A 24,897-nucleotide genomic window follows, 5' to 3' on the forward strand; every position below is an offset into this window, starting at 1 on the left:
GCTGCTGGTTGAGAGACAGTAATAATAAAAGATATTTTTCCTAAAAATAGGTTGTTACAAAATGATGCAAATGTTTTGTTACCGAGTGCAAAAAACGATTTATAAAGTGATATTAGCCACAAAAATAATAAGGGTAAATAAATTTTATTATTTAACGTTAGGTAAATTAAGTTCTTTATTATTAGTGATTTAGAATTTAGCAGTGACTAAATTTGTTAATACTAAGTTAGTAATTGTTTGGTGCGATGCTGTGAGTTGTTGCAATACTCCATTATGAGTAGGATTGTTCGGCGGATTTTTGATGCATTTTGTGACATAGGTGGTATTTTTTGAGGCGCTGGCAACGTGTTTTTGTTGGTGGTGTCGCTGTTTTTTTTGGTCTCAGTTATTAATGATTCTCATTGCAAAATGATTTTAGCTTAATTGATATATTTTATGTTCAGCGAGGAAAGAAATCATATAGCTATCATATTTTAACTTATTTTCTTGCTTATCTATTTGTTTATTAACCACTTAATTTTTCTAGCCTATTATGAGTTTGTTTTTTTAATCTTTATCAGTGTTTGCTAAATTCACAATTGCTGATCTAAATTTATTGCTACTTCATTGGTGATAATAAGTGCTGTTTAGGTGCAAATTGTTGTCATTAGAGAAAGGTTCTAACTGTAATCTAACCTGTGTGCTTATTTTCTTATTTATGATTGTGGTATCTTGTGCGCATTACACATCAATACGAATTTTCTATTTATGCTATCTATCGCAAACGTGATTGCAATCGAACTGCAAGTTCGCCAACAACAAGTTGATGCTGCCATTGCACTGCTAGATGACGGTGCAACCGTGCCGTTTGTTGCTCGCTATCGCAAAGAAGCCACTGGTGGGCTTGATGACACGCAATTACGCCAACTTGATGCGAGGTTAACTTACCTTCGTGATATGAATGATCGTCGCCAAGTGATCTTATCGAGTATTGAGGCGCAAGGTAAATTGTCAGTGCAATTAAAGCAAGCCTTGCTCAGTGCTGACAGTAAAACTCGCCTTGAAGATTTATACCTTCCTTATAAGCCTAAGCGTCGTACTAAAGGGCAAATTGCTATTGAAGCCGGTATTGAACCATTAGTGGACTTTTTATTGGCTAATCGTCAATGCGACATTGATACGCAATCGACTCGATACCTTAATGTTGAGGCAGGGTTTGCTGATATACAAGCGGTGAAAGACGGTGCGCGGTTTATTTTGATGGAACGCTTTGCTGAAGATGCCGAGCTTATTGCTAAAATTCGCAGCCAATTAACCCAGCATGCCATGCTTGAAAGCACCATGGTAAAAGGTAAAGAAAAAGAAGGCGCTAAATTCCGCGATTACTTTCAACATTGCGAGGCGGTAACGAAAGTACCATCTCATCGTGCGCTGGCTATGTTACGCGGTCGAAATGAAGGTGTATTAAGCTTGTCGTTAAATGCCGACCCACAATATCAAGGCGAAGGCAGCTATTGTGAAGTGATTATTGCAGAGCACTTTCATTTAAAATTAACCGACACCACCGTCGATAAATGGCTTAAGCAAGTGGTTCATGGCACATGGCGAATAAAAATTGCCTTGCAAATGGAAACTGAGTTCTTAGCCCGTATCCGCCAACAAGCTGAAGTTGAAGCGATTAATGTATTTGCGCGCAATTTAAATGATGTCTTAATGGCACCTCCTGCGGGAGCAAAGGTGACGATGGGGCTTGACCCAGGTATTCGCACTGGCGTTAAAGTGGCTATTGTGGATACTACGGGTAAGTTAGTGGCGCACACGACTATTTTTCCGCATGCGCCACAAAACCTATGGGATAAGTCATTGCGCACCTTATCCAACCTTATCAATATGCATAAGGTGGATTTAATTGCTATTGGTAACGGTACTGGTTCTCGGGAAACTGACAAACTTGCCGGTGAGTTGATAGCGATGGTGAAAGAGGCGCAGCCCTTGTTGACGAAAGTCATGGTGAGTGAAGCTGGCGCGTCGGTTTATTCGGCGTCAGAATTTGCGGCTAATGAGTTTCCTGATTTAGATGTATCTATTCGCGGCGCGGTATCAATTGCACGTCGTTTACAAGATCCGTTGGCTGAATTAGTCAAGATTGAACCTAAATCAATTGGGGTAGGGCAATATCAGCATGACGTAAGTCAAAGCCAGTTGTCGCAAGCACTTGATGGTGTGGTAGAAGATTGTGTTAACCGTGTCGGGGTGGATGTCAATATGGCATCGGCCCCGCTATTAGCGCAAGTGGCAGGGTTGAGCAAAACCTTGGCAAAGAATATTGTCACTTATCGGGATCAAAATGGGCGCTTTACTGAGCGCAAACAGCTGTTAAAAGTCACTCGTTTAGGCCCTAAAGCTTATGAGCAAGCGGCAGGTTTTTTACGTATTCCTAATGCTACCAATCCTTTGGATGCTTCTGCCGTTCACCCTGAAGCCTATCAATTGGTTAAGTCTATTGCTGCTACTAAGCAAGTCGCTATTGAGCAATTAATCGGTGACACTCAATTATTAACCTCGGTTGATGCGCAATCATTTGTGACTGAAGCATTTGGTCTACCGACCATTAGCGATATTTTATCTGAGCTGGATAAGCCCGGACGCGACCCGCGTGGTGAGTTTAAAACTGCGACCTTTAAAGATGGAGTTGAGTCGTTAAAAGACTTGCAACTCGATATGGTGCTTGAAGGGGTTGTGACTAATGTGACTAACTTTGGTGCGTTTGTGGATGTTGGCGTTCATCAAGATGGTTTAGTGCATATTTCGGCATTAACCGACTCGTTTGTGAGTGATCCTCACACCGTGGTGAAAGCTGGCGATGTAGTTAAAGTTAAAGTGATGGATGTCGATGTGGATCGCAAACGTGTTGGTTTAAGCATGCGCTTAACCGATAACGCCAAAGACTTTAATCAAGCAGGTAAAGGGGGAGCGAATAAGAATGCTTCAGCAAAACCTCATAATGGTAAGCCTGCAGCTAAAGGTCAGCCTAAAACTGCCCAGCATAAGAGTGCGCAACATAAATCACAGAAAAAAGCCCCTGCGAATGCAGCAATGGGCAATGCGTTTGCAGACGCTTTTGCTAAGTTGAAAAAGTAACGTTACTGCGGTTAGCATCTAAAAAAGGCTTTGAGTGATCAAAGCCTTTTTTGTGTGTGCTATTTATATGGGACGATATACAAATCTTGACGATTCAACCCGATAAGTGTTTTCGCACATGCTTTGCCTATTGGCTGTTAATCTTGTCTAACCAATGTGCGTCCGCTTCTTTAATGTATTGTTGTTTTCGTTTTAGCCAGTTTTTGCGCACACTGAGGCTGTAGTTTAAATACAGCTTATCTTGATAAACTGTGAAGGCTTGTGGGTCGACACTCACCACAAATCCGCTACTCATCGCATAAGCGCAATAGCCGCCATATTGCGGCATATATTGCTCAGGGTTGGTATCAAATAATGCTTTATGTGCTTTAGAGCTAAATAACCACTTGGCACCTTTATAGTCACTGCTAAATTGTGCGAGCCCTTTTTTAGCTTGGTTGTCGCTGAAATAAGCCACCACGTCATAGCCTTCAATGGCATTACCCGCATCATTGTAAACCGGTTGCTTATCAATACTGGTACACCCCATCAGAATGAGTGCGAATAATCCTAACGCGAGTTTTTTCATATTATTCCTTTTAATTGATGGCTGTTAAATGCAACTGCCTATGTAGACCCGCTATGGCGGCAGTTTATTGCAGTAAAAGCCATTTTTGTCATTTAATGCAGCTTGGGTGTGCTTGGATTGTCGCTCTGAAGTGATGATATCGGTTTAGTTAGGGGGTTGGGTTTTATTGGTAATGTTACAGGGTTATTGAGTGGAGAATGAGACTGCGTTAGGTCAGAGTAAAATGGGTATTGAAGGTTGAGTATTACAATGCAAAAAGCTTCGCCGGCAGATAAAGGCGGGAACAAGGGAATTAAATACGGGCAGAGAAGTTTGCTGCAAGTTCAGGTGAAACTTGTTGGTAATAAAAAGATTTAATTTGTTTACCAAATTGCTTAAGGGTTTCAGGTGTTTGTTGTTTTAGCGTTTGGCTGCTCATTTGACGAGGGGCTGGGTTGGTATTTGCCGCTTGTGTTTGCGGTTGAGTTTGGTTTTGAATGTCGCGGCGCTGCAATGCGACAGTTGTTATATTGGTGCGAATGATCCGTTGCTGGGCAACTTGCGACGCGACAGCCGCTTGCTGTGGCGCTTGTTGAGCTGACTGCTGCGACTGTTGTTGAGTCGATTGTTGTTGCTGTTGGCGTTTGGGAACAACACTGTAAGTTGGCGCACGTTCATTTTGCGAATTAAACGCGCGTTCTTCATGGCCTTTTGAGGGTTGTTGCGGCGCAACAATGGCCGGTTTTTGCTGGTTATCTGCCCGCGCAAGATCCGTTGCGACATTACTGGTCGCAATGGGGACTTGTGGGAAGTTAGTGTTAACCAGCATGGGTAATCCTTATTTAAAGCTACGATTAAATTATAGCCATTATTGGGTAGGGATTACAGTGTTTTGTAACAGTTTGTGGCATGAAACAGTGTTTATTTGCCTAAATAATAAAGTGTTTGTGAGTGTCAATAAATATCATGTTGTTGTTTTTATCAGCGCTTTTTGGGTTAGCCAATCGGTTAGTTGTTGATTAAATTCTTCTTTATGTGAAATAAACGGCGCATGAGAGGCTTTATTGATGATCACATCACTAATGTTGCTGGCTTGATGAAGTTGGCGAATTATTTTCCGAGGCACTAAGCAGTCTAATTTACCCCATATACGTAACCATGGTTGGTGAATATTGCCCTGCTGTGGACGTAAATCTAGAGTTGCGAGTAACGATAAACCGAAGGTTAACGCTGAAACATCAGCGTGGGGTTTAGCCAATACCAGTTGCTTAATACGTTTTATATCAGCTTTAGCATGAGGGCTACCCATCGCTTGAATCGCCAAAAATTGTTCAATGGTTTTTACTGGGTCGTTGACTAACAGACTGGAAAATTGATGTAGTACCTTTGGCGGTATCCCTGCCCATGCGGCTTGGTTATCGCTTGCCTCTCTTGCCATAAAACAAGGCGATGAAGCTATCGTGACTAATGCGCTGACATGTTGCGGAAATTGATTGGCAATATGAGTTGCTAATAATCCGCCTAATGACCACCCCATCCAAATTGCACGTTCTGGTAACTGCTCAATTAAGGTTTGCACCCAAGTATCAAGGTTATTTTCAACACTTGCGCTGTCACCAAAACCCGGCAAATCCACTAAATGCACCCTACAATGTAGTGCTTGTAACTCGTCAGCTAAGGGGCTAAAAACCGCGCTATTTACGCCCCAACCATGGAGTAACACGATATCACGCCCTTGTCCTTGGTTGTGGATATATAGCGGGGGATTTAAGGGAGACTGGGCCATGGTTACGTTCGCTTATTTGGTAAATGGATGCAATTAATCAGGATGATATTATGCGCTTTGGACTTCACCGTATGTTAGAAAAGAATAAGCTAAATAAACGCCTTATCAGTGCATGGCAATTAATCATCGCTAGGTTAGCGCAGCTATGGCGCTTTATGCAAAGCAGTTTACCTAACCGCTGTTTACTGTGCCAGCAAAGTATTGCACAGTTTGGTTATCAGCAATTATTTCCACAGACGTTATTAAAGGGAGTTTGTCAGCCTTGTTTGGCAGCGAATTTATATCAAGCTGAAGCATGTCTTGGTTGTGGACGATTAATGACAAGATTAATGATGTATTGCGGTCAATGTCAGCAAACTCAACCCATGGTGGTGATTGCGCCTTGTAGTTACCATGATGGCTTAGCACCCATCATTACCGCGATAAAATATCAGCAGCAATTTGCTGGGTTGTTGGCTTTAATGCAGCAGCTGTTAAGGCGCATACAGCAATTACAACGGCTGAATATAATTCGGTTGCCGCAAGCGTTAATCCCAGTGCCATTGCATGTTAACCGTCAGCGCCAGCGAGGTTTTAATCAGGCTGGATTAATTGCGCACTGGTTGGGGCAGCAGCTATCAATAACGGTGCTGGAAAATATTATCATTAAAACCGTCGATACGCCGCCACAGGCGCAATTAAGCGGCATGCAGCGACGTAAATTAACTCAGTTAGCCTATCGGCTGGTCGCTGATGTGACATATCAACGCGTGGCAATTATTGATGATGTTGTTACCAGTGGGGCAACTGTGGAGGCGATTGAAACCTTGTTGTTGCCTCAAGGTGTGCATTGTCAAGCATGGGCGTTAGCGCGAGCTGAAGCGCCTAAACTGCGTAGTCGATAAATTTACTAAATTTCAACGCTAAACAGCCATCACTAGCGTCATTTTATTGCTGCAATAAAGGTTTTACTAAGCTAATAGAGTGATAATTTTCGATGATTGATACAAAATAAACGTAAAAAATAATTAATCAATTTTGAGGTGCTAAGTTTAATAAAGTTATTATTTTTGTTGGTTTTTTTATTTAAAATACAAATGAAACTGTCATTTAGTCGGCATAAAAAATGCGATATAACGTATATTTTCAGCGGTGAATGAATTTCAGGACTACAAAGGCAAAGCAACTAGGAGTATCATTATCCTAATTCTTACTAATTTACTCAGGTATACCCTGACGGAGCAGGTTTTATGATCAGCATTACCGAAGCAGCTCAGGCTCATTTTGTAAAATTATTAGCAGACCAAGCTGAAGGTACCCATATTCGCGTTTTCGTGATTAGCCCTGGCACAGCTCAAGCTGAGTGTGGTGTCTCTTATTGTCCACCTGACGCTGTTGAAGCTGATGACGTTGAATTTCAGTTTAACGGATTTAGCGCCATGGTTGACGAAAAAAGCGCTCCGTTTTTAGAAGAGTCGTCAATTGACTTTGTGACTGATCAATTAGGTTCACAGTTAACCTTGAAAGCGCCAAATGCCAAAATGCGCAAAGTGTCTGACGATGCGCCATTAGCTGAGCGTATTGAATACGTTATTCAATCAGAAATTAACCCCCAACTAGCAAGCCACGGTGGTCACATCGACTTAATTGAAATTGATGATGGCACTGCTGTGCTTCAGTTTGGCGGTGGTTGTAACGGTTGTTCTCAAGTTGACTTCACTTTAAAAGAAGGCATTGAGAAACAGTTATTAGAGCGCTTCCCAACTGAATTATCAGGCGTTCGAGATGTCACCGACCATAAACATGGTTCTCACTCTTACGCATAATTGCTCAATAGCTAAATATGAAAAACCGCACTTTAATGGTGCGGTTTTTTATAGCTTTGCGTTTATTACATGCTGCGATTAACTTTTTAGTGCACGTTTACGAGAACCAAATATTCGTCGATAAAACGTCACTGCACTAAACAGTAATATAAGCGTGCCCACGATTGATACGAAGGTAATAAATACCACGTATTTTAATGGCATATTTAAGGCATCATGTAATGGCCTAACAAAGCTGGCTACTTTGCCACTTATTGCCCGGTCACTGTGCTTTAAGGCTGCGGTCATTGCACCGGTATTATAATTAATGCTAATGCTGTCAGCTTGGCGTAACCATACGTCACTGTGCTCGTCAAAGCGGACGCTGTAGACCAGATCTTGTGGTTTTGTTGGCTGCGCATCACCTTCTTTGGCTTTTCTGACTCGAGGCTTACTCACTGCCACTAATTGCGACTCAGGCCAGTATTGCTGTGCCAATTGCAGTTGACTTGCCCAGTTATGGTCGTGGGTGACAGGATATTGTACTTGCTCAGTAGGTTTGTGCGTGAGCGCGCCATACCATAAACTTTTATAAGTAATTAAGAAGCCGCTAATGCACAATACAAACAAAGGAATCGAAATAAATAGTCCCAGTTGAATGTGGCTTTTGAGCAAACTACTTGAACGAGTATCTTTAGGTAGTGATTGTTTTAAACGGAAACCATTACGTACTCGCCACCATAAGTAAATACCCACTAGCGTTACCAAGGCGCCGAGTAACGATGCCCAAGCGTTAGTGTACTTACCAAAATCATTCATTAAGAAGTTGCGGTGTAACCAAAATACCGTACTGTAAAACGGCATTTCTTTCATGCTGCGCACGCCAATCTCATTAAGGTCGTTATCTAATGAGATGGTTTTTCCGCGAGTTGCCGCTTCGACAAATGGGGTGTGCTCAGTTGGAAAACGCACGGTGCTCATTTTCGGATACCGTTCAAATACGGCTTCCACTGTAGCGGCTTTTTGAGCAATCGTCATTGGAGTGTACGTTTGCCCCTTGTTGTCCATGCGCTTAATAATATCCATCGCACCAAGGTAAACCCCTGTAGAAAGTACAATTAGCATGGTGATGGTGACAATAAAACCAATCCAGTTATGAAACCACTTTAGTGCAGAAACAACATTCATAAATCTACCTTGAATTTCTTGGCTATGGTGGAGCCAACATGCAGCAATTAAACACAAAAAATCCGCTAACGGGATTTCATTTTGCTGAGAATAGTAATGAGTCTTATTTACTCAATCAATTAAAGAAATGTAAATTTTGTAATAGAATCATCATCATGATAACTCGATCACACTTGTTAATAATCAAGCTGTAACAATGGCTTGTTGTTTTTTTGATAAAGCGATTACGAGTTGCAAATTTAATCTAAAGGAAGGGCTGGCCCCTATAGCGGCTGGAGTCACGGTGCTATAGGGGATTATTGATGTTGATTTTTTTGGGGGGTTACAAGGGCAGATGACGTAATCGCCAGTAGTAATGACCACCTAACGTGACACTTCTTATTAGCATAAAACCACTTAATGCCGCCCATAACGCATGGTTGCCATAGCTTTGGAGCACAAACCATAATGGGAAAAATGCCCCAAAGGTGGATAACACCATACTGTTGCGCATCACTGCGCCTTGCGCGGCACCAATGTAAACACCGTCAAACAGGTAGCAGTTAAAAGCAAATAAGGGCATTAACACTAACCAAAATGAATATTGCATGGCGGTTTGCCTAACGGCGTCAATATTGGTTTGTAAGCCAATAAAGGTGTCACCAAATAGCATAAATACACTGCTAAAAATGATCGCCACAATTGCCGACCAGAAAAAAGCCAGTACGACAGTGCTCTGCATGAGCGTTCGATTACGCTTACCGAACGCGCTGCCAACTTCGGCTGACGCATAATAGGCAATTCCATCAAGGGCGTAAGAAATTAGCATCACTAGATTTAATAACACGGCATTTGCCGCCACGGTATTGTCGCCCAAGCCTGCACCATGAAACACCATAAAGCTCAGTGAGGCTTGTAAACACAGGCTACGAATAAAAATGTCTCGATTGAACATTAATAGTCGCGACATGCCTGAAAAGTGGCATAACTTGATAAAATTGATGATAGAGAATTGTTTATCAAGTAATAATTGTTTTCTAACTATGACAAAAGCGATAAAAAATGCACAAATTTCTGCAATAACTGATGCCAAAGCTGCGCCTTTTACTTGCCAGTTAAAGCCAATCACAAATACAATGTCGAGCACGATATTAATCGAGTTAGCCACAATGAGTTGTATCATGGCTGCTTTTGGGGCTTTTCTGCCCAATAACCAGCCGATTAACACCAAGTTCAGTAAAGCAAATGGTGTTGACCAAATTCGAATTTCAAAATATTCACGGGTATACAGTTGCACCGCATCGCTGGCGTCACTGAGACCTAATGCTAAGTTTAATATTGGCTGTTGCAAGGCTATCGTGGCGATACCTAAGATGACAGCAATTAATCCACTCTGAGCCAATAATCGCTGCTGGGTAGCATCATCATTTGCGCCATAGGCTTGTGCAACTAAGCCTGTTGTAGACATGCGTAAAAAGCCTAGCAACCAAATGATAAGTGAATATACGGCACTGCCTAGCGCAAACCCGCCAAGGTAGTAGGCCTGATCTAAGTGACCTATCACCGCAGTATCGATTAATCCGAGTAGTGGGATGGTAATATTTGACAGGATCATAGGCACCGCTAATACAAACAGTTGGCGGTTTTTTTTGTGATCAAACAATAAAGAAGTTATAGACATAGGTAAAAGTCATGCTCAAAAAGATAGGATTAGTACTATGGAGTGTTTGTCTGATGATGAGCACTTCTGCTCAAGCTGTGGTGATTCTACAGTATCATCATGTATCAGAGAAGACGCCAAAAAGTACCAGCGTTACCGTAGCGCAGTTTAAAGAACAAATGGCATACTTGGCTAACAATGGCTATCAAGTAATCCCGTTAACTGATGCAGTTGCGGATATAAAAAATAAGCGCCCCTCAAAACCTAAAACAATCGCACTTACTTTTGATGATGGTTACGACAGCATTTATAACAATGTGGCACCAGTGTTAGAGCACTATCAGTTCCCTTACACGGTTTTTGTTCCTGTTAAGCCGGTTAATGACGGTTATCATGGGGTGATGACATGGGCGCAAATTAAAGCGTTATCACAACGTGGCGCGACCATTGCTAACCATTCTTGGGCGCATGAACACATGATCCGTTTACAAGATAATGAAACCCAAGCACAGTGGCTACAACGTGAAGAGAAAAACCTCTTAGCCGCAGAGGCCGATATTAAACGCCATACGGGTCAAAGTGTGAAAATGCTGGCTTATCCTTATGGGGAATATAACACCCAAATTGAAGCGTTATTAACCAAGCATGGTTTTGTCGGTTTTGGTCAGCAGTCCGGTGCCGCTGGGCCTCATTCAATATTAACTGCATTACCGCGTTTCCCTATTGCCGCGGGTTATGCTGATTTAAATGAGCTTAAAGTAAAATTTGCCAGTTTAAATATGCCGGTATTGGCACAAACACCGACCAACCCACAACTTGATCAAGGGCAGTGGCGTCCAACATTAACAGTAACGATTGATACAAAAGACATCTATCCAAATCAATTGATGTGCTACGTACAAGGTCAAGGGGCCAATAAGCCTAAATGGATTAGTGATAATCAATTCTCTGTGCAAGCGGTCGTTGATTTACCTGCTGGGCGCTCGCGCTATAACTGCACCGCGCCAAGTAAGACACGTGCAGGTTATTATTGGTTTTCGCAAGCTTGGGTTAGACCTAAAAATGATGGTTCGTGGATTAAAGAATAATTTATTGCCGCGTTTGCTGCAAAAATTAGCTCGAAACATCAACACGCCCTAATAAAAACCGCACTAAGTCATCTATTACTTAGTGCGGTTTTTATTATCTATTTAACTGACTTGTTGATAACTATTGCATTTAATCTGGATGTTTATCGGCAATGGTGAGTAAGTTAATTATTCGCTGACTGATTTTATTTAGCGGTAATTGTTCGTTACATGCGCCTCGTGCCACCGCCGCGCCCGGCATTCCCCATACAACAGATGACGGTTGGTCTTGAGCGATGGTATAGGCTCCAGCTTGATGTAAGTTATATAAGCCTTCGCTACCATCTTGTCCCATCCCCGTTAAAATAATGCCTATAGTTGTTTTAGGTAACTGCTGCGCCACACTGTTAAATAACATATCGACCGATGGTTTATGCAAATTCACCGGATCACTGTCGACAAGTTTGGTGTAGATTTCACCATTTGAATTTACGTCGATGGTTAGATGCTGATCACCCGGAGCGATATAAGCATGGCCAGGGGTAAGTTTCTCTGCGCCTTTGGCTTCAATGACCTTAATACTGCACTGTAAATTAAGCCGTTTGGCAAAAGAGCTGCTAAACACAGGTGGAATGTGCTGGGTAATGACAATTGGCGGACAGTTTAGGGGCATGTTTTGTAAAATATGCTGAATGGCTTCAATACCGCCGGTGGATGCACCAATAGCAATTAACCGACTGCGTAATTTGCTTAACGCCGGTTGATGGGGCGTCATTGGTATTTGCAAGTTAGGTTTAGCAAACTTGGCGCAGGCCGCTCCGCGTACTTTATGGATTAAATAGTCTTGAAACAGGGCTAAACCTGCTGGGTGATTGTTTTTGGGTTTAGCGATAAAATCCACCGCACCTAATGCGATAGCTTCTAATGACGCAGCCGCGCCTTTTTCTGTTAATGATGACACCATAACAACGGGCATGGGACGTAAGCGCATAAGGTTACTTAAAAATGATAAACCATCCATTTTAGGCATTTCAATATCAAGGGTAATGACGTCAGGGAGCAATTTTTTAATCTGCTCGCGCGCTTGATAAGCATCTTGAGCGGTGCCAACTACTTCAATATCATCAGCAAAACTAAGCATATGACTGAGCAGCCGTCTCATGAGCGCAGAATCATCAATCACTAATACTTTAATCATGTTCTGGCTTCCGTAATAACGTGTCATTTGAGGTGCTAGGCATTGGGTTTGCCGCTGAGGTAGCTGGGGCCGCTGTCGACCTAGGTTGATAAATGGTTTGACCAATAAAGGTAAAGTGTTCGCTTAATTGTATTAATGTCTCTGAGTGCCCGATGATCAAGTAACCGTCAGGTGCTAATAGTTGGTGGAACTGTGCCAAAATTTGTCTTTTGGTGTCATTGTCAAAATAGATAAAGACATTACGACAAAAAATAACATCAAAAGGGCCTTTCATTGGCCAGCTACTGAGTAAGTTTAATGGTTTAACATGCACCAATTGGCTAATTTCTGGTGTGAATGTAAAGTATTCATCTGCTTGAGAGTGCACGTATTTGCTAACAAAGTCAGTCGGGATAACGCCGCGGTTATCGTTATGGTAGCGCCCTTGTTGTGCCGTATTGAGCACGTTTGAGTCAACATCAGTAGCGAGGATTTTTAAGTCCCAAGGTGGGTGAGCAAAAGGCATCGCGAGTGTCATGGCAATACTGTAGGCTTCTTCGCCACTAGAGCAGCCTGCTGACCATATTCTTAAGCGTTTGTTTTTGCGTGTAAGCCATTGTGGGCTAATGATGTTTTTAAGGTAATCAAAATGATGCGGCTCTCGAAAAAAGTAAGTTAAATTGGTGGTTAATGCATTAATAAAGGCGGGCAATTCACTTGTTTCAAATCGATGATGTTTAACAGCGTTATTGTTGTTATCTGATGAGTCAGTGACAAGGTTTTGATTAGTGGTTGCTATGTTGGCTGTTTGGGTATTGAGCAAGGCAACATATTGTGCAAATGAAGCTAATTTTAATGCGCGAATACGCCGAGACAAGCGCGCATAAACCATATGATGTTTACGCTCGGTTAGCACTATGCCAGTGTGTTCATATGCCAATTGTCGAATGGCACTAAAGTCTGCCATCGACATGGGGAATTCTTTCGTTTTTACAAACAGCTTTGCGGTATTAGAACTCATGCCATTGTTCTTTCTTGCTGCCAAAGCGGCTGATTTGGGGCCTGATGGCATTGCGTGAGTGAGTGCTGAAATCTTGCCCAGTATTAAAGAAATTGAGCTTTTGTTTCATGTTGTGTGCTTGTTCAGTCATGGTGTCACCCGCCGCTGAAATTTGCTCGACGAGGGCGGCATTTTGTTGGGTCATTAGATCCATTTGAGATACCGACTTATTGACTTCTAAAATGCCAACCGACTGCTGTTGGGCAGCAATACTAATGTGGGAGATCATTTCAGCGACTTTACTGACGGAGCTCATAATGTCTTTGAGCGTATCACCTGATTGGTTGACTAACGTCGTGCCGTCGGTGACCTTATCTACACTGTCGTTGATGAGCGCTTTAATTTCTTTCGCGGCTCCAGCGCTGCGCTGCGCCAGATTACGCACTTCCCCTGCGACGACGGCAAATCCACGTCCTTGCTCTCCTGCTCTTGCCGCTTCTACTGCGGCATTTAGCGCTAATAAGTTAGTTTGAAATGCAATTTCATCGATCACCGAAATAATATCGGCAATGCGTTTGCTTGATTGAGTGATTTCATCCATTGCACTCACCGCTTGCTTAACCACTTTACCGCCAAGTTCGGCTTTGGAGCAGGCTTCTTGTGCTAGTTGATTCGCAAGGGCGGCATTATTTTCACTTTGCTTCACGGTGCTGGTCATTTGTTCCATGCTGGCGGCGGTTTCTTCAAGCGAGGCGGCTTGTTCTTCTGTACGCTGACTGAGATCGACATTGCCTTGGGTGATTTCTTCTGCATTGACGGTAACCGTGTTAGCGGTTTCTCTAATTTCACTGAGCACTTGGGTTAAGCGGCTAACGGTGGCATTGGCATCTCGTTGTAGTTTGTCAAACTGGCCTTCATACTCACCGGATAAACTGCAGCCTAAGTCGCCTTTGGCTAAGCCATCAAACAATTCAACGACATCGGAGATCATCGTGTCGGAGACAGTCAGTAAGCGGTTTAACCCTTGCGATAGGGTTAAGAAGAAGCCTTCTTTATTATCTAGCGATAACCTATCGCTTAAGTCGCCACGGTTTGCGGCGGCAACTAAGCGGTTTACTTCTGCCTCAATGTGTACCTCGCTAGTGCGGTCTTCCCATTCGACAACCGTGCCTATTCGTTTATTTTGAGCATCTTTTATTGGGTTAGCCGTAAATTTGAAGAAGCGTTTACCGACTTCAAATTGGGCGTGATGGGTGGTTTTTAATCGTTGTAGTATGTGGTGTTGATGCACTGGATTTTTATGGAATACATCAATGTTTTCACCGACTAATTTTTTGGCATTAAAGTTGGGTAGACCCGATCTAACATCTTCTTGTGCTTCTTCAAACATCGCTTGCAGGGCGTGATTGGTGTAGATGATGTCGTTGTTGTTATCGGCAACCATGGTGTTAGCACTGACACAATCTAGGGCTTGTTTGATGCGGGCGTTTTCAGCTGATAAGGCCTGTTCAGCTTTTTCTTTAGCAACTTGGGCGGTCATGTCGAGCCATTCGATAACGGTACCAATGCGTTGTTTGTCTCTGAAAATCGGCGTGGCAGTTAAGCGAAAGGTCAGTCCTTCGACATTAAAAATACTGCGATAGGCTTTTGTCATATTGTCCATCAGTTGCCGCTGGTGAGCGGGATGATGATGGAACATATCCATGTTAGCGCCAATCATGTCATCGACAGATAAGCGTGGTAATGATGGCTTAAGGCGTTGCTCGTTTTCTTTAAACATGGCATGTAATGACGGGTTGCGATAAACAATATTGTATTGGGTATCAGCAACCATAATATTGCCTTGGCAGGCATCTAAGGCTTGTAAATAAAAGCGGCTTTTTTGAGTATCTTGCCACCATGAGTGGATGAGATTATCCATGTGTTGCCATTGAGGATTTTTTAAACTAGGGGTGTTGGGGGCCTCAATTGCACTGTAGGCCGATTTGATCTCGGTTAATATTTGGCTGAGCTGGGCTTGTTTTCTATGGCTAATCACCATTTGCACAATGATTAAGATAACCGTTAACAAGGGGAAAACCAGTATTTGTTCATGACTTATCTGAGTCAACATCAGCAAAAGTGTACTTGCGGCGCAGATAAGTGCACCGATGGCGGCGTATGGCATATGGCCTTTTGGGGGAACGGTTGTTGAGTCCATTGTCGCATCCTCTTTTGGGGTTGCTTGGGTAAAGTTAGTGCTGTTCATTGGCGGTCTCACAGGTTATGTCTAATTGATTAATAATGCGCGATAACGCTGATGCACTTGGGAGCATTTCATTGCCAAGTAGTTGATGTATATCTAATAAAATAACCATGTTGTCGTCGACGCTGGTAAGCCCAGTGATAAAGCGAATGTCAGTATCAAGGCCAAAGTCTGGGGTGGGATTGACATCAACGGATGCGATATCAATCACATCAGATACCGCATCGACGACAATACCAATCACTTTGGTGCGCTGGTCCACCACAATATTGACCACGATGACCACGGTTGTGGGGGTGTATTGCAGTGACTCAATGCCAAAGCGCTGGCGTAAATCAATAATGGGCACAATGATGCCACGTAAGTTAATGACACCTTTTATATGTTCTGCTGAGTTGGGCAGGGCTGTGGTGGTTTCCCAGCCACGAATTTCTTGCACCGCTAAAATTTCGATACCGTATTCTTCTTTGCCCATCACAAAGGTTAAGTATTGCTCAGGCATGCTCGATGGTATGAGCGTGGTTTGCTGTTGTGTTACTTCCACCGCGATAATCTCCTAAGCTGCATGGTCTTTGTTTTTGCCGATGCCAGCCAGTTTGGTGAGTGAGTTAACATCGATAATTAACGCGACCGTGCCGTCGCCTAATATGGTTGCGCCTGAAATGCCGGCAGTTTTTTGATAATTATCTTCAAGGCTTTTAATCACCACTTGTTGTTGAGCTAACAGTTCGTCGAATAATAAGCCGACCTTGCTATTGTTATTGTCGACCACCATCACGATGCCGTCTTGCACTGAGGACGAGTCTGGCTGGTGGTTAAATTGTTGGAACACATTAATCAGCGGTATAAATTCGTCGCGTAAATGCAGCACTTGTTGGTTATCACCTAACTGATTCACGTGCTGGGGTTGCACTTGCAATGACTCGTGGATGGCCATTAATGGCACCACATAAACATGTTGACCGATGCGCACTAATTGGCCGTCAAGTATCGATAATGTCAGCGGCAAATTGATGCTGACTTTGCAACCTTCGCCTTGGGTGGAATGTAAGTTAATCCTGCCATTTAACGCGTTGATATTACGTTTTACTACATCCATCCCCACCCCTCGTCCTGACAGGTTGGATACGGCTGTGGTGGTGGTAAATCCTGGGTGAAAAATAAGTTGATTAATGTCGTTATCAGATAAATTATCTTGGCGTTGAATTAAGCCTTTTTCGATGGCGGTTTGGCGTATTTTTTCGGTCGGCAATCCGGCGCCATCGTCGCTGATTTCAATAACGATCACTTCACTACGGTGGTAAGCACTCAGTGCTATTGTGCCCATTTCTGGCTTGCCTGCTTGTCGGCGAACCTTAGGCGACTCAATGCCATGGTCAAGGGCGTTTCGCACTAAATGCACTAATGGATCAATCACCTTTTCCATGACCGTTTTATCAAGCTCGGTTTCTTCGCCGCGAAAGGTCAGTTCGACTTTTTTCCCAAGCTGTTTACTGATGTCGTGAATTAAGCGCGGGAAACGATTAAACGCAAATGAAATTGGCATCATTCTAATTTTCATCACGCTTTGCTGTAATTGGCGAGTGTGGCTAGAGAGTTGCTCTAATCCTAACCTGAGGTTGTGCATCATTTGGCCGTTAATACTGTCTTGCTGGCCAAGCTGATCGAGCATGGATTGAGTAATGACCAGTTCACCGACCATATTCATTAACTGATCGACTTTATTGCTCCCAACCCGAATGCTGGTGCTCGACTCCGTGTTTTTGGGCGTCGGTGGCGCTGGCTTAGGCTTTGGTGTTGGCGCTGCTAATGGTTGTGGCTGAGAATGAGTAAAAGGGGCGATTTCACTCAGTAATGAGTTGCTAGTTGTCGATGGTTGATGACTAACATCATTGAGTTCAGTAGTGACAATGGGCTTGGCTGAAGCTTGATTAGTGGCATGGTTTGACTGCGCGCTGATAGTGGATGGCTTAGGAGGATGTTCACTGGGTTGATGATTTGGGGGGCTTTGCTGTTGGCACTCATTTAGGGCATCGGCTACGGCTTGGCTAAAGTCGAAATTCGCATTATTACTTGCGTTTATGTCATCAATTTCATTTGAGTTCGTCATGCAGTGAGTGTCATCATTTTGTTCAGCAAATGATGCAGCATACTGGGTAGCGCTTAGTTTATGTTGCCCCGAAGCTGTCGCTTGGCCATCTGTATTGGCGTGATTAAATAAGCTGCGCTCCATTAATGGGTCGCGCGCAAGGCTTTGATAGCGTAGTTGACACTCAGCTTCTACCCATTCAAATACTTCTTTTATTCGAGGTAGGCTTGCTTTGGTGAGTAAGGTTATTTGCCACTGCAATAGGCAAACCTCGGGATCAAGCGCGTCAATATTGGGGTAGTCAATGTCATTGAGACTGATATGACATTGGCCTAACTGTGCCAGCTCAGTAAACATGAAACTGGGATCATTGCCGCGTTGCAAAATATCATGACCGGGAACAAACTCAATTTGCCACAAGGTCAGGTTGTTAGATGACTGCTCGACATGGGTTAGGTCATCTTCGCCGTGGTGCTTATTCTGTGAGTGCTCTATGGCGAGCACTTGTTCGAATTGGCTGATAAGCTTAGTTAACTGTTCACTTTGGTAGGGCTGGTTATCCATTAATGCACCTACCATTGCTCGGATGATATCGACCGACTGCAATAGCATTTCAATGTGTGCAGTTTGCAGATGCCGCACGCCCTCACGGACTTCATCTAATAGGGTTTCAATGAGGTGAGTGAAATTAGCGACCTCGGTAAAGCCAAAGGTGGCACTGCCGCCTTTTATTGAGTGGGCGGCTCTAAAAATAGTATGGATGATTTCAGGGTCAATTTGTTCGCTATTGATTGCCAGCAACTGCGTTTCCATCACCGCGATATTTTCAAGGGCTTCTTCAAAAAATATTTGGCTAAACTGGCTTAAATCAATGCTCATTTACACCCTCTAGACCAGTACTTGGTTGACAGCAGCCAACACTAAATTGAACTGAGTTTGTTTAGCCAACGAGAATGCGCTCATCACCCCATCATCAGCTTGAGTGGCAGAAAAAACTGCGCAGGTTAATGTCGCCTGCAACATTGGTTTGATGGTATTTGAGTCATCAGCGCTGAGAGTGGCGTACATTACAATGTCCTTTATGGTCGGTACTGTTGTTCGCGTCAGGCAAACTTATCCCTAAATGTGCAAGCTGTTGATTGACTGATTGGCTAAGGTGTTGCCAAGTTAATGTTATAGAGCGGTTTTGACAGTTAAGCGCAAACAAATAAAGCAGTTGTGCGCCACAAGTATCAACGTTAGTGAGCTTACTGGCATTAAGTGTTAAAGGGTGTGATTGGGCAATACTGTCTACAAATACGCGATACAGCGGCTGAATATTTCGAATGGTAATTTCTGTACCTAAGTCGATTTGACTATCCATGTTCAATTCCAGAAATTAATATTAATGGGTTCAATTGCTTTGCGTAATCATAGGGGAGCAAATACGTGTTACGTAACGGCTCAATTATCTCAGTAATAAGGCTTATGTAAACCTAATTTCGTATCAAAATGGTTAACAAAATGTAACTGTGCTGGTGGCGATTTTTTAACGCGAAAATATTGGCTTGAAATTATGCCTCTGGATGGAAGTGGGTGATTTTTTGAAAATCAGCTATCAGCTGGCTATTGATTATTTGTGGTGGGTTTCCCGGTGTCATTTGGGTTTTAAAAACGGCGTATTTCTCACCTTTAGGGGACACCAAAACATAAGATGCGCTGTGGTCTACTTGATAGTTTTCATCGTCGCCGACCATGGCATAAGTGAACCCTAGGTCACGACTAAACGGGAATAAACTGGGATGTTGAGCGGTCACTGCTTTGAAGTCTTTATTAAAAAAATTAATATAATCGAGACGTTTTGTTTGTGTGTCCCTGGCGGGATCTGCAGAGACAAAGACCACTTGAATCCGTGGATCAATTTGTTGTAGTGCAGGATAAGCCGCGTTGAGTTTATTTAACGTTGTTGGGCAAACGTCGGGACATGAGGTAAAACCAATAAAAAACAATGTCCAATGGTTCAGCAGTTGTTGGTTGGTAAACGCATTACCGTATTGGTCGGTCATCGAAAAGGGCGCTAATGTTCTTGGCGTGTCAAACAGATAGCTGGTAGCTAACGTTGGCGGCGTTTGTTTTGCAGCTTCTGTTGCAAACCAAACGCCCAGCGTGACCATTAACATTGCCAGTAACAGTAATTTTTTCATTGTTGTCCTTATGGCTACATCGCCCAATCTATGATGTGAAGTCTCGCGTTGGTTGCTGTTATTTTGTTGTGTGGTGTCGATAGTCAGTTATGTTTTTTTAAGCATTAACATGACTAATTACGTTTAACGCCACAGGTAATGGTCTACCAATAAAAGAATGAATAAAGCCATTAAGTGATAAATAGAAAAAGTAAACACCTTCATTGCGAGTCCTTGGTAATCGCGGTATTTCAATTGCCACGCCTTGTAGATAAATCCGCAACTTAAGATGGTTGAACCCACCAAGTAAATTGGCCCGCACATGCCGACTAATACGGGTAATAAGCAGGCAATAGCTAATAGTACGGTATAAAGCAAAATACAGGTTTTGGTGAATTGTGTACCGTGAGTGACCGGCAGCATTGGGACGTTCACTTTGGCGTATTCTTTTTTACGATGAATTGCTAACGCCCAAAAGTGGGGTGGTGTCCATGTGAAAATGATGATCACCAACAACAATGCATGGCCGTGAAGTTCGTTGGTTACCGCAGTCCAACCCAGTAGTGGTGGCATGGCACCTGCTAATCCTCCAATAACAATATTTTGCGGTGTGGCTCGCTTAAGGTAAGCGGTATACACCACCGCGTAACCAATTAAGCTAGCAAAAGTCAGCCAAGCCGTTAGTGGGTTTACCAGTAAATAAAGCATGGCAAAACCAATCGCGCCGATTGCGGTTGCGAATCCGCCAGCTTTGAATGCTGATATTTTACCTTTTGGTAATGGGCGGTGATAAGTGCGTGCCATTAAGCCATCAATTCTTCTATCAATTAAATGATTAAATGCGGCGGCGGAGCCTGACATTAAGCCAATGCCAGCCAGTCCGAAGACTAATGGTTGCCACGGCACGGTATTGGGTATTGCTAAGCACATACCGACTAAAACTGTTAATAACATGAGCGCGACAACTTTGGGTTTGGTCATCTCAAAATAGGCACGCCATTGGAGGTTAATCGTGGTGATTGGCTGCGGCATTACAATCGGTTTTGTCATTATTATTCCCTCAATACTTTCCGTTAAGCCTTACGCACAATGGCGTAATTAATAAATACCACGGTAAGCAGCAATAAGGCTGCACCGCCGTTGTGAGACACTGCGATTCCTAGTGGTAAATGCATGACGACATTGCTGATCCCTAATGCCACTTGAACGATAACTAATAAGGTAAGTAAGTAACCGCTTTTGCGCATAGTCGTGGACTGCGACAAGATTAATTTAAATGCCAGCAGTAATAACACTACTGCGGTGACAATTGCCCATAGACGGTGACTAACATGAATGGTCATTCGAGCTGCGTAATCTAGCACGCCAAATTCATAACTTGGGTGGTCACCTTGAAATGGTGAAAAGGCTTTAGCCCATTGGAGGTTATCAACCCAATTCCCCTCGCAAATTGGCAAGCTGGTGCAGGCTAAAGCGGCATAATTTGATGATGTCCAGCCACCGAGAATAATTTGAATAATAAGCACAACCAAACTTATCGCCGCCAATGGTGCTAATTGACGGGCGTAACTATCGCCGCCTGGGATGCGCAGGGGTTTATTGCGTAAATACAGTAATAACAATAATGAAAATAAGCTAAAACCACCCAATAAATGCAGCATGACAATAATGGGCATTAACTTCATGGTGACAGTCCACATTCCTAGTGCGGCTTGGAATATGATCAGTAGTGAAATAAAAATAGGCAACTTTTTAGGTGCTTGAGGCTGACGTAAACTCATTATTAGAATCGCTAACACCATTACCCCGAGTGTGGCCGCAATATAGCGATGGATCATTTCTAACCAAGCTTTGTCTTGCTCTAATTGACGCTCTGGAAATTGTTGCTGTGCTTTTGTAATGTCATTCACTTCAGTCGGTACGGTGAGCTGACCATAACAACCCGGCCAGTCAGGGCAACCTAAACCAGCATCAGACAAGCGGGTGTAAGCACCCATTAAAATGACCGCTAAAGTAAAAACTAAGGTGAGTTTAATGAGGCGATTGATTGTCATTAACCGACCCTCGACAGCTTGAGCATTTTACGTAAATCAGCAATCATTGCCTTACCTAGCGCCATATTTTGCTGCTGTCCTTCTACGGCTTGATACTCCATCACCATTGCTCCTAAAGGGTCCACTATAAGCATTTGCTGTTTAGCGAGCAGCTTTGTTAATGCTGGGGATGACGTTGTGGTGGTGAACGCCACATTTAAATTGGCTAATGCGCTGATATCGCTGTTTTCTGTGGTGGCAATAATTGGCATCACTCGATCGCGCTCTCTGCCTAATGCGATGTAGCTTTGGTTTAAAATATACAGCCGCGACTGACATTGTTGTTCACATTGACTGGGCAACAGGTATACCAATTGCCAATGTCGTGGTGCGGGATTGTCCATTGTTAACGTTTGATAAGAAATACCGTTTTTGAGTAGCTGACCTTGATTGGTGGCACCACCTTGGTAAAGGTCGAAGCTTAATACCACTTTAGCGACGACAACCGGTAGGATAAATGCGGCTAATAACACCACTAAAGTTTTACGACTGCGAGTTGTTTGGGAGTTCATACTTGCTCCTCTGTGCGTTGTTAAATGACCATAAAATTGATGTTAAATAGCGTTAAGGTGTTGCTTGTTTATCTTAAAACGGCGAACAAATCTGATTGCTATCCAAGCCATTAGCCCTATAAAAACCGCCGCCATTGAAAACCATTGCAAAGCATAACCTTGATGTTTTTTTGCAGGTAATGGAATGGGTTGCCAAGGGTGGGGCAGGCTGACATTAGGTAACTGATTGGGTTGGATAACCGTAGGTAGAATAGGATGGCCTAATAACTGGCTTAAACTGTCAATATTTAAGTTTTGAAAGCGCAGTGGGTTACCCAATTCAGGTAAGAGTTGGTCACTGACTGGGTTAAGTTGTTTTTGATAAATTCGGCCGCTGAGGGAAATATTTGAGGTCGTGATTGGCGTTATGTTCGGCAAAATGCGGCGGTCTTTATTAGCCGCAATAAAGCCCAGTTCAACCAGTATCCAAGGCTGTTGGGCCGATACCGACATAATTTGATAAGCCAAGTATCCCACTGTGCCTTGATAAACTTGGTTATCTAATAACAAAATTTGCTCCGACACCGGCTGGGCGATGACTGTTAGCTGATAACCACTTAAACCTGAAAAATCATCTGTAGCGGTGCCAGCTTGTTCATTTAATGATAATAACTGTTTAAAATTAAGCACTTGTTTTTGGCGTTCGTTTAGGCTCTGTTGCCATTGCGCTTTTTGTTCTGCGCGTGATAATTGCCATAGCCCGAGCTTGACCAAGGTACTAAATACCGCCACAGTAAGTATGATGAAAATGACAATCGACCCACCATAACGTTTTAAAGGACTGCCTGTGACAACCCCATTTATCGTTAAGTTAGTGCTAGTACTGCTGCTCATATTCATTTTATTTAACTTAGCCCGTGCGTTATTTATTATGGTTAAAGGGGACAGTAAACAATCAATGGCGCCGTTTTTAGGTAAACGAGTTTTACTTTCCGCGATTGCAATTATGGTGTTACTTGCTGCAATAGCGATGGGGTTTATTACGCCAAACCCCCGTCCTTATTAGTGCTGTTTAAATGATGTAGACAAAAATAAATAAGCATAACCACACCACATCAACAAAGTGCCAATACCAACTACCTGCTTGAAAAGCGAATTGTTTTTCTGGGGTGAAATGCCCTTTCAATACCCGTAAAAATAAAATCATTAAGAACACGGTCCCTAAAGTGACATGTAAGCCATGAAAACCTGTCAGTAAGAAGAAGGTGTTGCCATAAATGCCTGACTCAAGCGTTAAACCCATTTCGTTATAAGCGTGAGCGTATTCTTCAACCTGTAAGAATAAAAAACCGCTGCCAAGTAAAATGGTAATGGCTAGCCACACAATAAGTTGGGTGCGCTTAGCTTTGTCTAAGCCCACATGTGCAAAGTGCAATGTGACTGAGGATGTCACTAATATTAAGGTGTTAATTAGTGGTAATCCTGTCCAAGGCATAGCTTCTGTTGTGGTGCCATCAGGGGTAGTAACAAGCGGCCAAATCGCTTCAAATGTTGGCCACAGCACTTCGTGGGTCATGGCGTTATTTGATGCGCCGCCAAGCCAAGGAATGGCAATCATTCGGGCATAAAAAAGTGCGCCAAAGAACGCACCAAAGAACATGATTTCAGAGAAAATAAACCAGCTCATGCCTTGACGAAAAGAGCGATCCATTTGTGCTGAATACATGCCGGCCATTGATTCATCAATTACGTTTTTAAACCAACCAAATAGCATAAATAGAATGACGGCTATGCCAGCAATTAAGATATAACCACCTGAGCTTTGCTCGGTCGATAATTGCTGCACATAACTACCCGCACCAAAGGCGATTAAGAATAACCCTATTGCGCCGATAATCGGCCAAGCGCTTTGAGCGGGTACGTAATAAGTTTCATGTTTTGTTGTCATTTAGCTGCTCCTTGCTCTATCGCATTCACAGCTTTGCCTGTGATGTCGTAGAGGGTATAAGAGAGAGTCAAGGTGTTAATGGATGCTGGTAAATCAGGATCCACGTAAAATATCAGTGGGAGTTCAGCAGTCGCTGATGCGGCAAGGGGTTGTTGATTAAAACAAAAACATTCAGTTTTATTAAAATAAGCGGCACCTTGTCCCGGTGATACTGAGGGAATAGCTTGTCCTACGGTGTCTTTCGTCGACAAATTATGAGCCAAGAATTTTGCATGGGTTAGCTGCCCTGGATGCACTTCAATGCGATTAACTTGCGGGGTAAATGTCCACGCCATTCCCGACTGCACATGGGCAATAAATTCAATGGTTACTGTACGGTTTTTATCGACGACCACCGCTTCATAAGTGCTGGCAGTACCTTGGGGTTTACCGTTGATCCCTAAAGCATCGCAAAGCACGTCATAAAGCGGCACTAACGCAAACCCAAAACCAAACATTCCTACCGATCCCAATATCAGCATTGTTAATAATTTTCGGTTTGATTTTGTTGTTTGAGTCATA

The 24,897-nt window shown here is 43.1% G+C and carries 24 protein-coding genes; 5 read left to right on the forward strand and 19 right to left on the reverse strand.

Going from position 1 to position 24,897, the window contains the following annotated elements:
• Positions 1 to 747 precede the first annotated feature (747 nt).
• Positions 748 to 3,120, forward strand: a complete 2,373-nt coding sequence (locus tag G3R48_RS08705; RefSeq protein ID WP_153664458.1) for a Tex family protein — start codon at positions 748 to 750, stop codon at positions 3,118 to 3,120.
• A gap of 127 nt (positions 3,121 to 3,247) precedes the next feature.
• On the opposite strand, the gene G3R48_RS08710 is transcribed toward G3R48_RS08705, so the two are convergent.
• The 3 genes from G3R48_RS08710 to bioH all read right to left on the reverse strand — a co-directional run bounded on the left by G3R48_RS08710 (position 3,248) and on the right by bioH (position 5,453).
• Positions 3,248 to 3,688: a YHS domain-containing (seleno)protein gene (locus G3R48_RS08710; protein ID WP_153664460.1), complete on the reverse strand. Its 441-nt coding sequence runs from the start codon at positions 3,686 to 3,688 to the stop codon at positions 3,248 to 3,250.
• Between the two features lie 292 nt (positions 3,689 to 3,980).
• On the reverse strand, positions 3,981 to 4,496 hold the full coding sequence (locus G3R48_RS08715) for a hypothetical protein (protein WP_153664462.1): 516 nt from the start codon (positions 4,494 to 4,496) through the stop codon (positions 3,981 to 3,983).
• 135 nt (positions 4,497 to 4,631) lie between these two features.
• Positions 4,632 to 5,453, reverse strand: coding sequence for a pimeloyl-ACP methyl ester esterase BioH (bioH, locus tag G3R48_RS08720; RefSeq protein WP_153664464.1), 822 nt, complete (start codon positions 5,451 to 5,453; stop codon positions 4,632 to 4,634).
• Between the two features lie 50 nt (positions 5,454 to 5,503).
• Between bioH and G3R48_RS08725 the strand changes: the two genes are divergently transcribed.
• Positions 5,504 to 6,337: a ComF family protein gene (locus G3R48_RS08725; protein ID WP_228497453.1), complete on the forward strand. Its 834-nt coding sequence runs from the start codon at positions 5,504 to 5,506 to the stop codon at positions 6,335 to 6,337.
• Positions 6,338 to 6,682: 345 nt separating this feature from the next.
• A complete protein-coding gene (gene nfuA, locus G3R48_RS08730) occupies positions 6,683 to 7,258 on the forward strand; it encodes a Fe-S biogenesis protein NfuA (protein WP_153664466.1) in 576 nt (191 codons plus the stop codon).
• 78 nt (positions 7,259 to 7,336) lie between these two features.
• On the opposite strand, the gene G3R48_RS08735 is transcribed toward nfuA, so the two are convergent.
• Both G3R48_RS08735 and G3R48_RS08740 read right to left on the reverse strand, forming a co-directional pair.
• Positions 7,337 to 8,425, reverse strand: a complete 1,089-nt coding sequence (locus G3R48_RS08735; RefSeq protein WP_153664468.1) for a PepSY-associated TM helix domain-containing protein — start codon at positions 8,423 to 8,425, stop codon at positions 7,337 to 7,339.
• A 322-nt stretch (positions 8,426 to 8,747) separates the two neighbouring features.
• The gene (locus tag G3R48_RS08740) at positions 8,748 to 10,085 is read right to left on the reverse strand and encodes an MATE family efflux transporter (protein ID WP_153664470.1); all 1,338 of its coding nucleotides are present in this window, start codon (positions 10,083 to 10,085) and stop codon (positions 8,748 to 8,750) included.
• 11 nt (positions 10,086 to 10,096) lie between these two features.
• On the opposite strand from G3R48_RS08740, the gene G3R48_RS08745 reads away from it, so the two are divergent.
• Positions 10,097 to 11,152, forward strand: coding sequence for a polysaccharide deacetylase family protein (locus tag G3R48_RS08745; RefSeq protein ID WP_153664472.1), 1,056 nt, complete (start codon positions 10,097 to 10,099; stop codon positions 11,150 to 11,152).
• A gap of 130 nt (positions 11,153 to 11,282) precedes the next feature.
• Here the strand turns inward: G3R48_RS08745 and G3R48_RS08750 are convergent, their stop codons facing one another.
• The 12 genes from G3R48_RS08750 to G3R48_RS08805 form a co-directional block, all read right to left on the reverse strand.
• Positions 11,283 to 12,329: a protein-glutamate methylesterase/protein-glutamine glutaminase gene (locus G3R48_RS08750; protein ID WP_153664474.1), complete on the reverse strand. Its 1,047-nt coding sequence runs from the start codon at positions 12,327 to 12,329 to the stop codon at positions 11,283 to 11,285.
• The gene (locus tag G3R48_RS08755; RefSeq protein WP_228497454.1) at positions 12,322 to 13,329 is read right to left on the reverse strand and encodes a CheR family methyltransferase; all 1,008 of its coding nucleotides are present in this window, start codon (positions 13,327 to 13,329) and stop codon (positions 12,322 to 12,324) included. Before G3R48_RS08755 ends, G3R48_RS08750 begins: the two co-directional genes overlap by 8 nt.
• A complete protein-coding gene (locus tag G3R48_RS08760; RefSeq protein WP_153664476.1) occupies positions 13,319 to 15,556 on the reverse strand; it encodes a methyl-accepting chemotaxis protein in 2,238 nt (745 codons plus the stop codon). The genes G3R48_RS08755 and G3R48_RS08760 overlap by 11 nt, the downstream gene beginning before the upstream one ends.
• Complete coding sequence (locus tag G3R48_RS08765; protein WP_323741263.1) at positions 15,543 to 16,097, reverse strand: chemotaxis protein CheW; 555 nt, start codon at positions 16,095 to 16,097, stop codon at positions 15,543 to 15,545. The genes G3R48_RS08760 and G3R48_RS08765 overlap by 14 nt, the downstream gene beginning before the upstream one ends.
• A 12-nt stretch (positions 16,098 to 16,109) precedes the next feature.
• Positions 16,110 to 18,521, reverse strand: coding sequence for a chemotaxis protein CheA (locus G3R48_RS08770; protein WP_153664478.1), 2,412 nt, complete (start codon positions 18,519 to 18,521; stop codon positions 16,110 to 16,112).
• A 9-nt stretch (positions 18,522 to 18,530) separates the two neighbouring features.
• On the reverse strand, positions 18,531 to 18,710 hold the full coding sequence (locus tag G3R48_RS08775) for a response regulator (protein WP_153664480.1): 180 nt from the start codon (positions 18,708 to 18,710) through the stop codon (positions 18,531 to 18,533).
• Positions 18,688 to 19,005, reverse strand: coding sequence for an STAS domain-containing protein (locus G3R48_RS08780; protein WP_153664482.1), 318 nt, complete (start codon positions 19,003 to 19,005; stop codon positions 18,688 to 18,690). Before G3R48_RS08780 ends, G3R48_RS08775 begins: the two co-directional genes overlap by 23 nt.
• 190 nt (positions 19,006 to 19,195) lie before the next feature.
• Positions 19,196 to 19,825, reverse strand: a complete 630-nt coding sequence (locus tag G3R48_RS08785) for an SCO family protein (protein WP_153664484.1) — start codon at positions 19,823 to 19,825, stop codon at positions 19,196 to 19,198.
• Positions 19,826 to 19,948: 123 nt separating this feature from the next.
• Complete coding sequence (cyoE, locus tag G3R48_RS08790) at positions 19,949 to 20,854, reverse strand: heme o synthase (RefSeq protein ID WP_153664486.1); 906 nt, start codon at positions 20,852 to 20,854, stop codon at positions 19,949 to 19,951.
• Between the two features lie 23 nt (positions 20,855 to 20,877).
• Positions 20,878 to 21,858 carry a COX15/CtaA family protein gene (locus G3R48_RS08795; RefSeq protein WP_153664488.1) on the reverse strand — a complete coding sequence of 327 codons (981 nt, stop codon included), beginning with the start codon at positions 21,856 to 21,858 and terminating at the stop codon, positions 20,878 to 20,880.
• Positions 21,858 to 22,409, reverse strand: coding sequence for a hypothetical protein (locus G3R48_RS08800; protein WP_153664490.1), 552 nt, complete (start codon positions 22,407 to 22,409; stop codon positions 21,858 to 21,860). The genes G3R48_RS08795 and G3R48_RS08800 overlap by 1 nt, the downstream gene beginning before the upstream one ends.
• A 42-nt stretch (positions 22,410 to 22,451) precedes the next feature.
• Positions 22,452 to 23,288, reverse strand: coding sequence for an SURF1 family protein (locus tag G3R48_RS08805; RefSeq protein WP_153664492.1), 837 nt, complete (start codon positions 23,286 to 23,288; stop codon positions 22,452 to 22,454).
• On the opposite strand from G3R48_RS08805, the gene G3R48_RS08810 reads away from it, so the two are divergent.
• Complete coding sequence (locus G3R48_RS08810) at positions 23,263 to 23,454, forward strand: DUF2909 family protein (protein WP_416375469.1); 192 nt, start codon at positions 23,263 to 23,265, stop codon at positions 23,452 to 23,454. The genes G3R48_RS08805 and G3R48_RS08810 overlap by 26 nt on opposite strands.
• 6 nt (positions 23,455 to 23,460) lie before the next feature.
• On the opposite strand, the gene G3R48_RS08815 is transcribed toward G3R48_RS08810, so the two are convergent.
• Positions 23,461 to 24,336 carry a cytochrome c oxidase subunit 3 gene (locus tag G3R48_RS08815; protein WP_153664494.1) on the reverse strand — a complete coding sequence of 292 codons (876 nt, stop codon included), beginning with the start codon at positions 24,334 to 24,336 and terminating at the stop codon, positions 23,461 to 23,463.
• Positions 24,333 to 24,896 (reverse strand): cytochrome c oxidase assembly protein, encoded by a 564-nt coding sequence (locus tag G3R48_RS08820; RefSeq protein ID WP_153664496.1) that lies wholly within the window; start codon positions 24,894 to 24,896, stop codon positions 24,333 to 24,335. The genes G3R48_RS08815 and G3R48_RS08820 overlap by 4 nt, the downstream gene beginning before the upstream one ends.
• Position 24,897: the final 1 nt, after the last annotated feature.

Source organism: Shewanella intestini (genome assembly GCF_018221465.1).
GTDB classification, from domain to species: Bacteria; Pseudomonadota; Gammaproteobacteria; order Enterobacterales; family Shewanellaceae; genus Shewanella; species Shewanella intestini.

Coding starts and splice junctions, on each gene's coding strand:
- G3R48_RS08705 (WP_153664458.1), top strand. CDS start 748: ATGCTATCTATCGCAAACGTGATTGCAATCGAACTGCAAGTTCGCCAA.
- G3R48_RS08710 (WP_153664460.1), bottom strand. CDS start 3,688: ATGAAAAAACTCGCGTTAGGATTATTCGCACTCATTCTGATGGGGTGT.
- G3R48_RS08715 (WP_153664462.1), bottom strand. CDS start 4,496: ATGCTGGTTAACACTAACTTCCCACAAGTCCCCATTGCGACCAGTAAT.
- bioH (WP_153664464.1), bottom strand. CDS start 5,453: ATGGCCCAGTCTCCCTTAAATCCCCCGCTATATATCCACAACCAAGGA.
- G3R48_RS08725 (WP_228497453.1), top strand. CDS start 5,504: ATGCGCTTTGGACTTCACCGTATGTTAGAAAAGAATAAGCTAAATAAA.
- nfuA (WP_153664466.1), top strand. CDS start 6,683: ATGATCAGCATTACCGAAGCAGCTCAGGCTCATTTTGTAAAATTATTA.
- G3R48_RS08735 (WP_153664468.1), bottom strand. CDS start 8,425: ATGAATGTTGTTTCTGCACTAAAGTGGTTTCATAACTGGATTGGTTTT.
- G3R48_RS08740 (WP_153664470.1), bottom strand. CDS start 10,085: ATGTCTATAACTTCTTTATTGTTTGATCACAAAAAAAACCGCCAACTG.
- G3R48_RS08745 (WP_153664472.1), top strand. CDS start 10,097: ATGCTCAAAAAGATAGGATTAGTACTATGGAGTGTTTGTCTGATGATG.
- G3R48_RS08750 (WP_153664474.1), bottom strand. CDS start 12,329: ATGATTAAAGTATTAGTGATTGATGATTCTGCGCTCATGAGACGGCTG.
- G3R48_RS08755 (WP_228497454.1), bottom strand. CDS start 13,329: ATGAGTTCTAATACCGCAAAGCTGTTTGTAAAAACGAAAGAATTCCCC.
- G3R48_RS08760 (WP_153664476.1), bottom strand. CDS start 15,556: ATGAACAGCACTAACTTTACCCAAGCAACCCCAAAAGAGGATGCGACA.
- G3R48_RS08770 (WP_153664478.1), bottom strand. CDS start 18,521: ATGAGCATTGATTTAAGCCAGTTTAGCCAAATATTTTTTGAAGAAGCC.
- G3R48_RS08775 (WP_153664480.1), bottom strand. CDS start 18,710: ATGTACGCCACTCTCAGCGCTGATGACTCAAATACCATCAAACCAATG.
- G3R48_RS08780 (WP_153664482.1), bottom strand. CDS start 19,005: ATGGATAGTCAAATCGACTTAGGTACAGAAATTACCATTCGAAATATT.
- G3R48_RS08785 (WP_153664484.1), bottom strand. CDS start 19,825: ATGAAAAAATTACTGTTACTGGCAATGTTAATGGTCACGCTGGGCGTT.
- cyoE (WP_153664486.1), bottom strand. CDS start 20,854: ATGACAAAACCGATTGTAATGCCGCAGCCAATCACCACGATTAACCTC.
- G3R48_RS08795 (WP_153664488.1), bottom strand. CDS start 21,858: ATGACAATCAATCGCCTCATTAAACTCACCTTAGTTTTTACTTTAGCG.
- G3R48_RS08800 (WP_153664490.1), bottom strand. CDS start 22,409: ATGAACTCCCAAACAACTCGCAGTCGTAAAACTTTAGTGGTGTTATTA.
- G3R48_RS08805 (WP_153664492.1), bottom strand. CDS start 23,288: ATGAATATGAGCAGCAGTACTAGCACTAACTTAACGATAAATGGGGTT.
- G3R48_RS08815 (WP_153664494.1), bottom strand. CDS start 24,336: ATGACAACAAAACATGAAACTTATTACGTACCCGCTCAAAGCGCTTGG.
- G3R48_RS08820 (WP_153664496.1), bottom strand. CDS start 24,896: ATGACTCAAACAACAAAATCAAACCGAAAATTATTAACAATGCTGATA.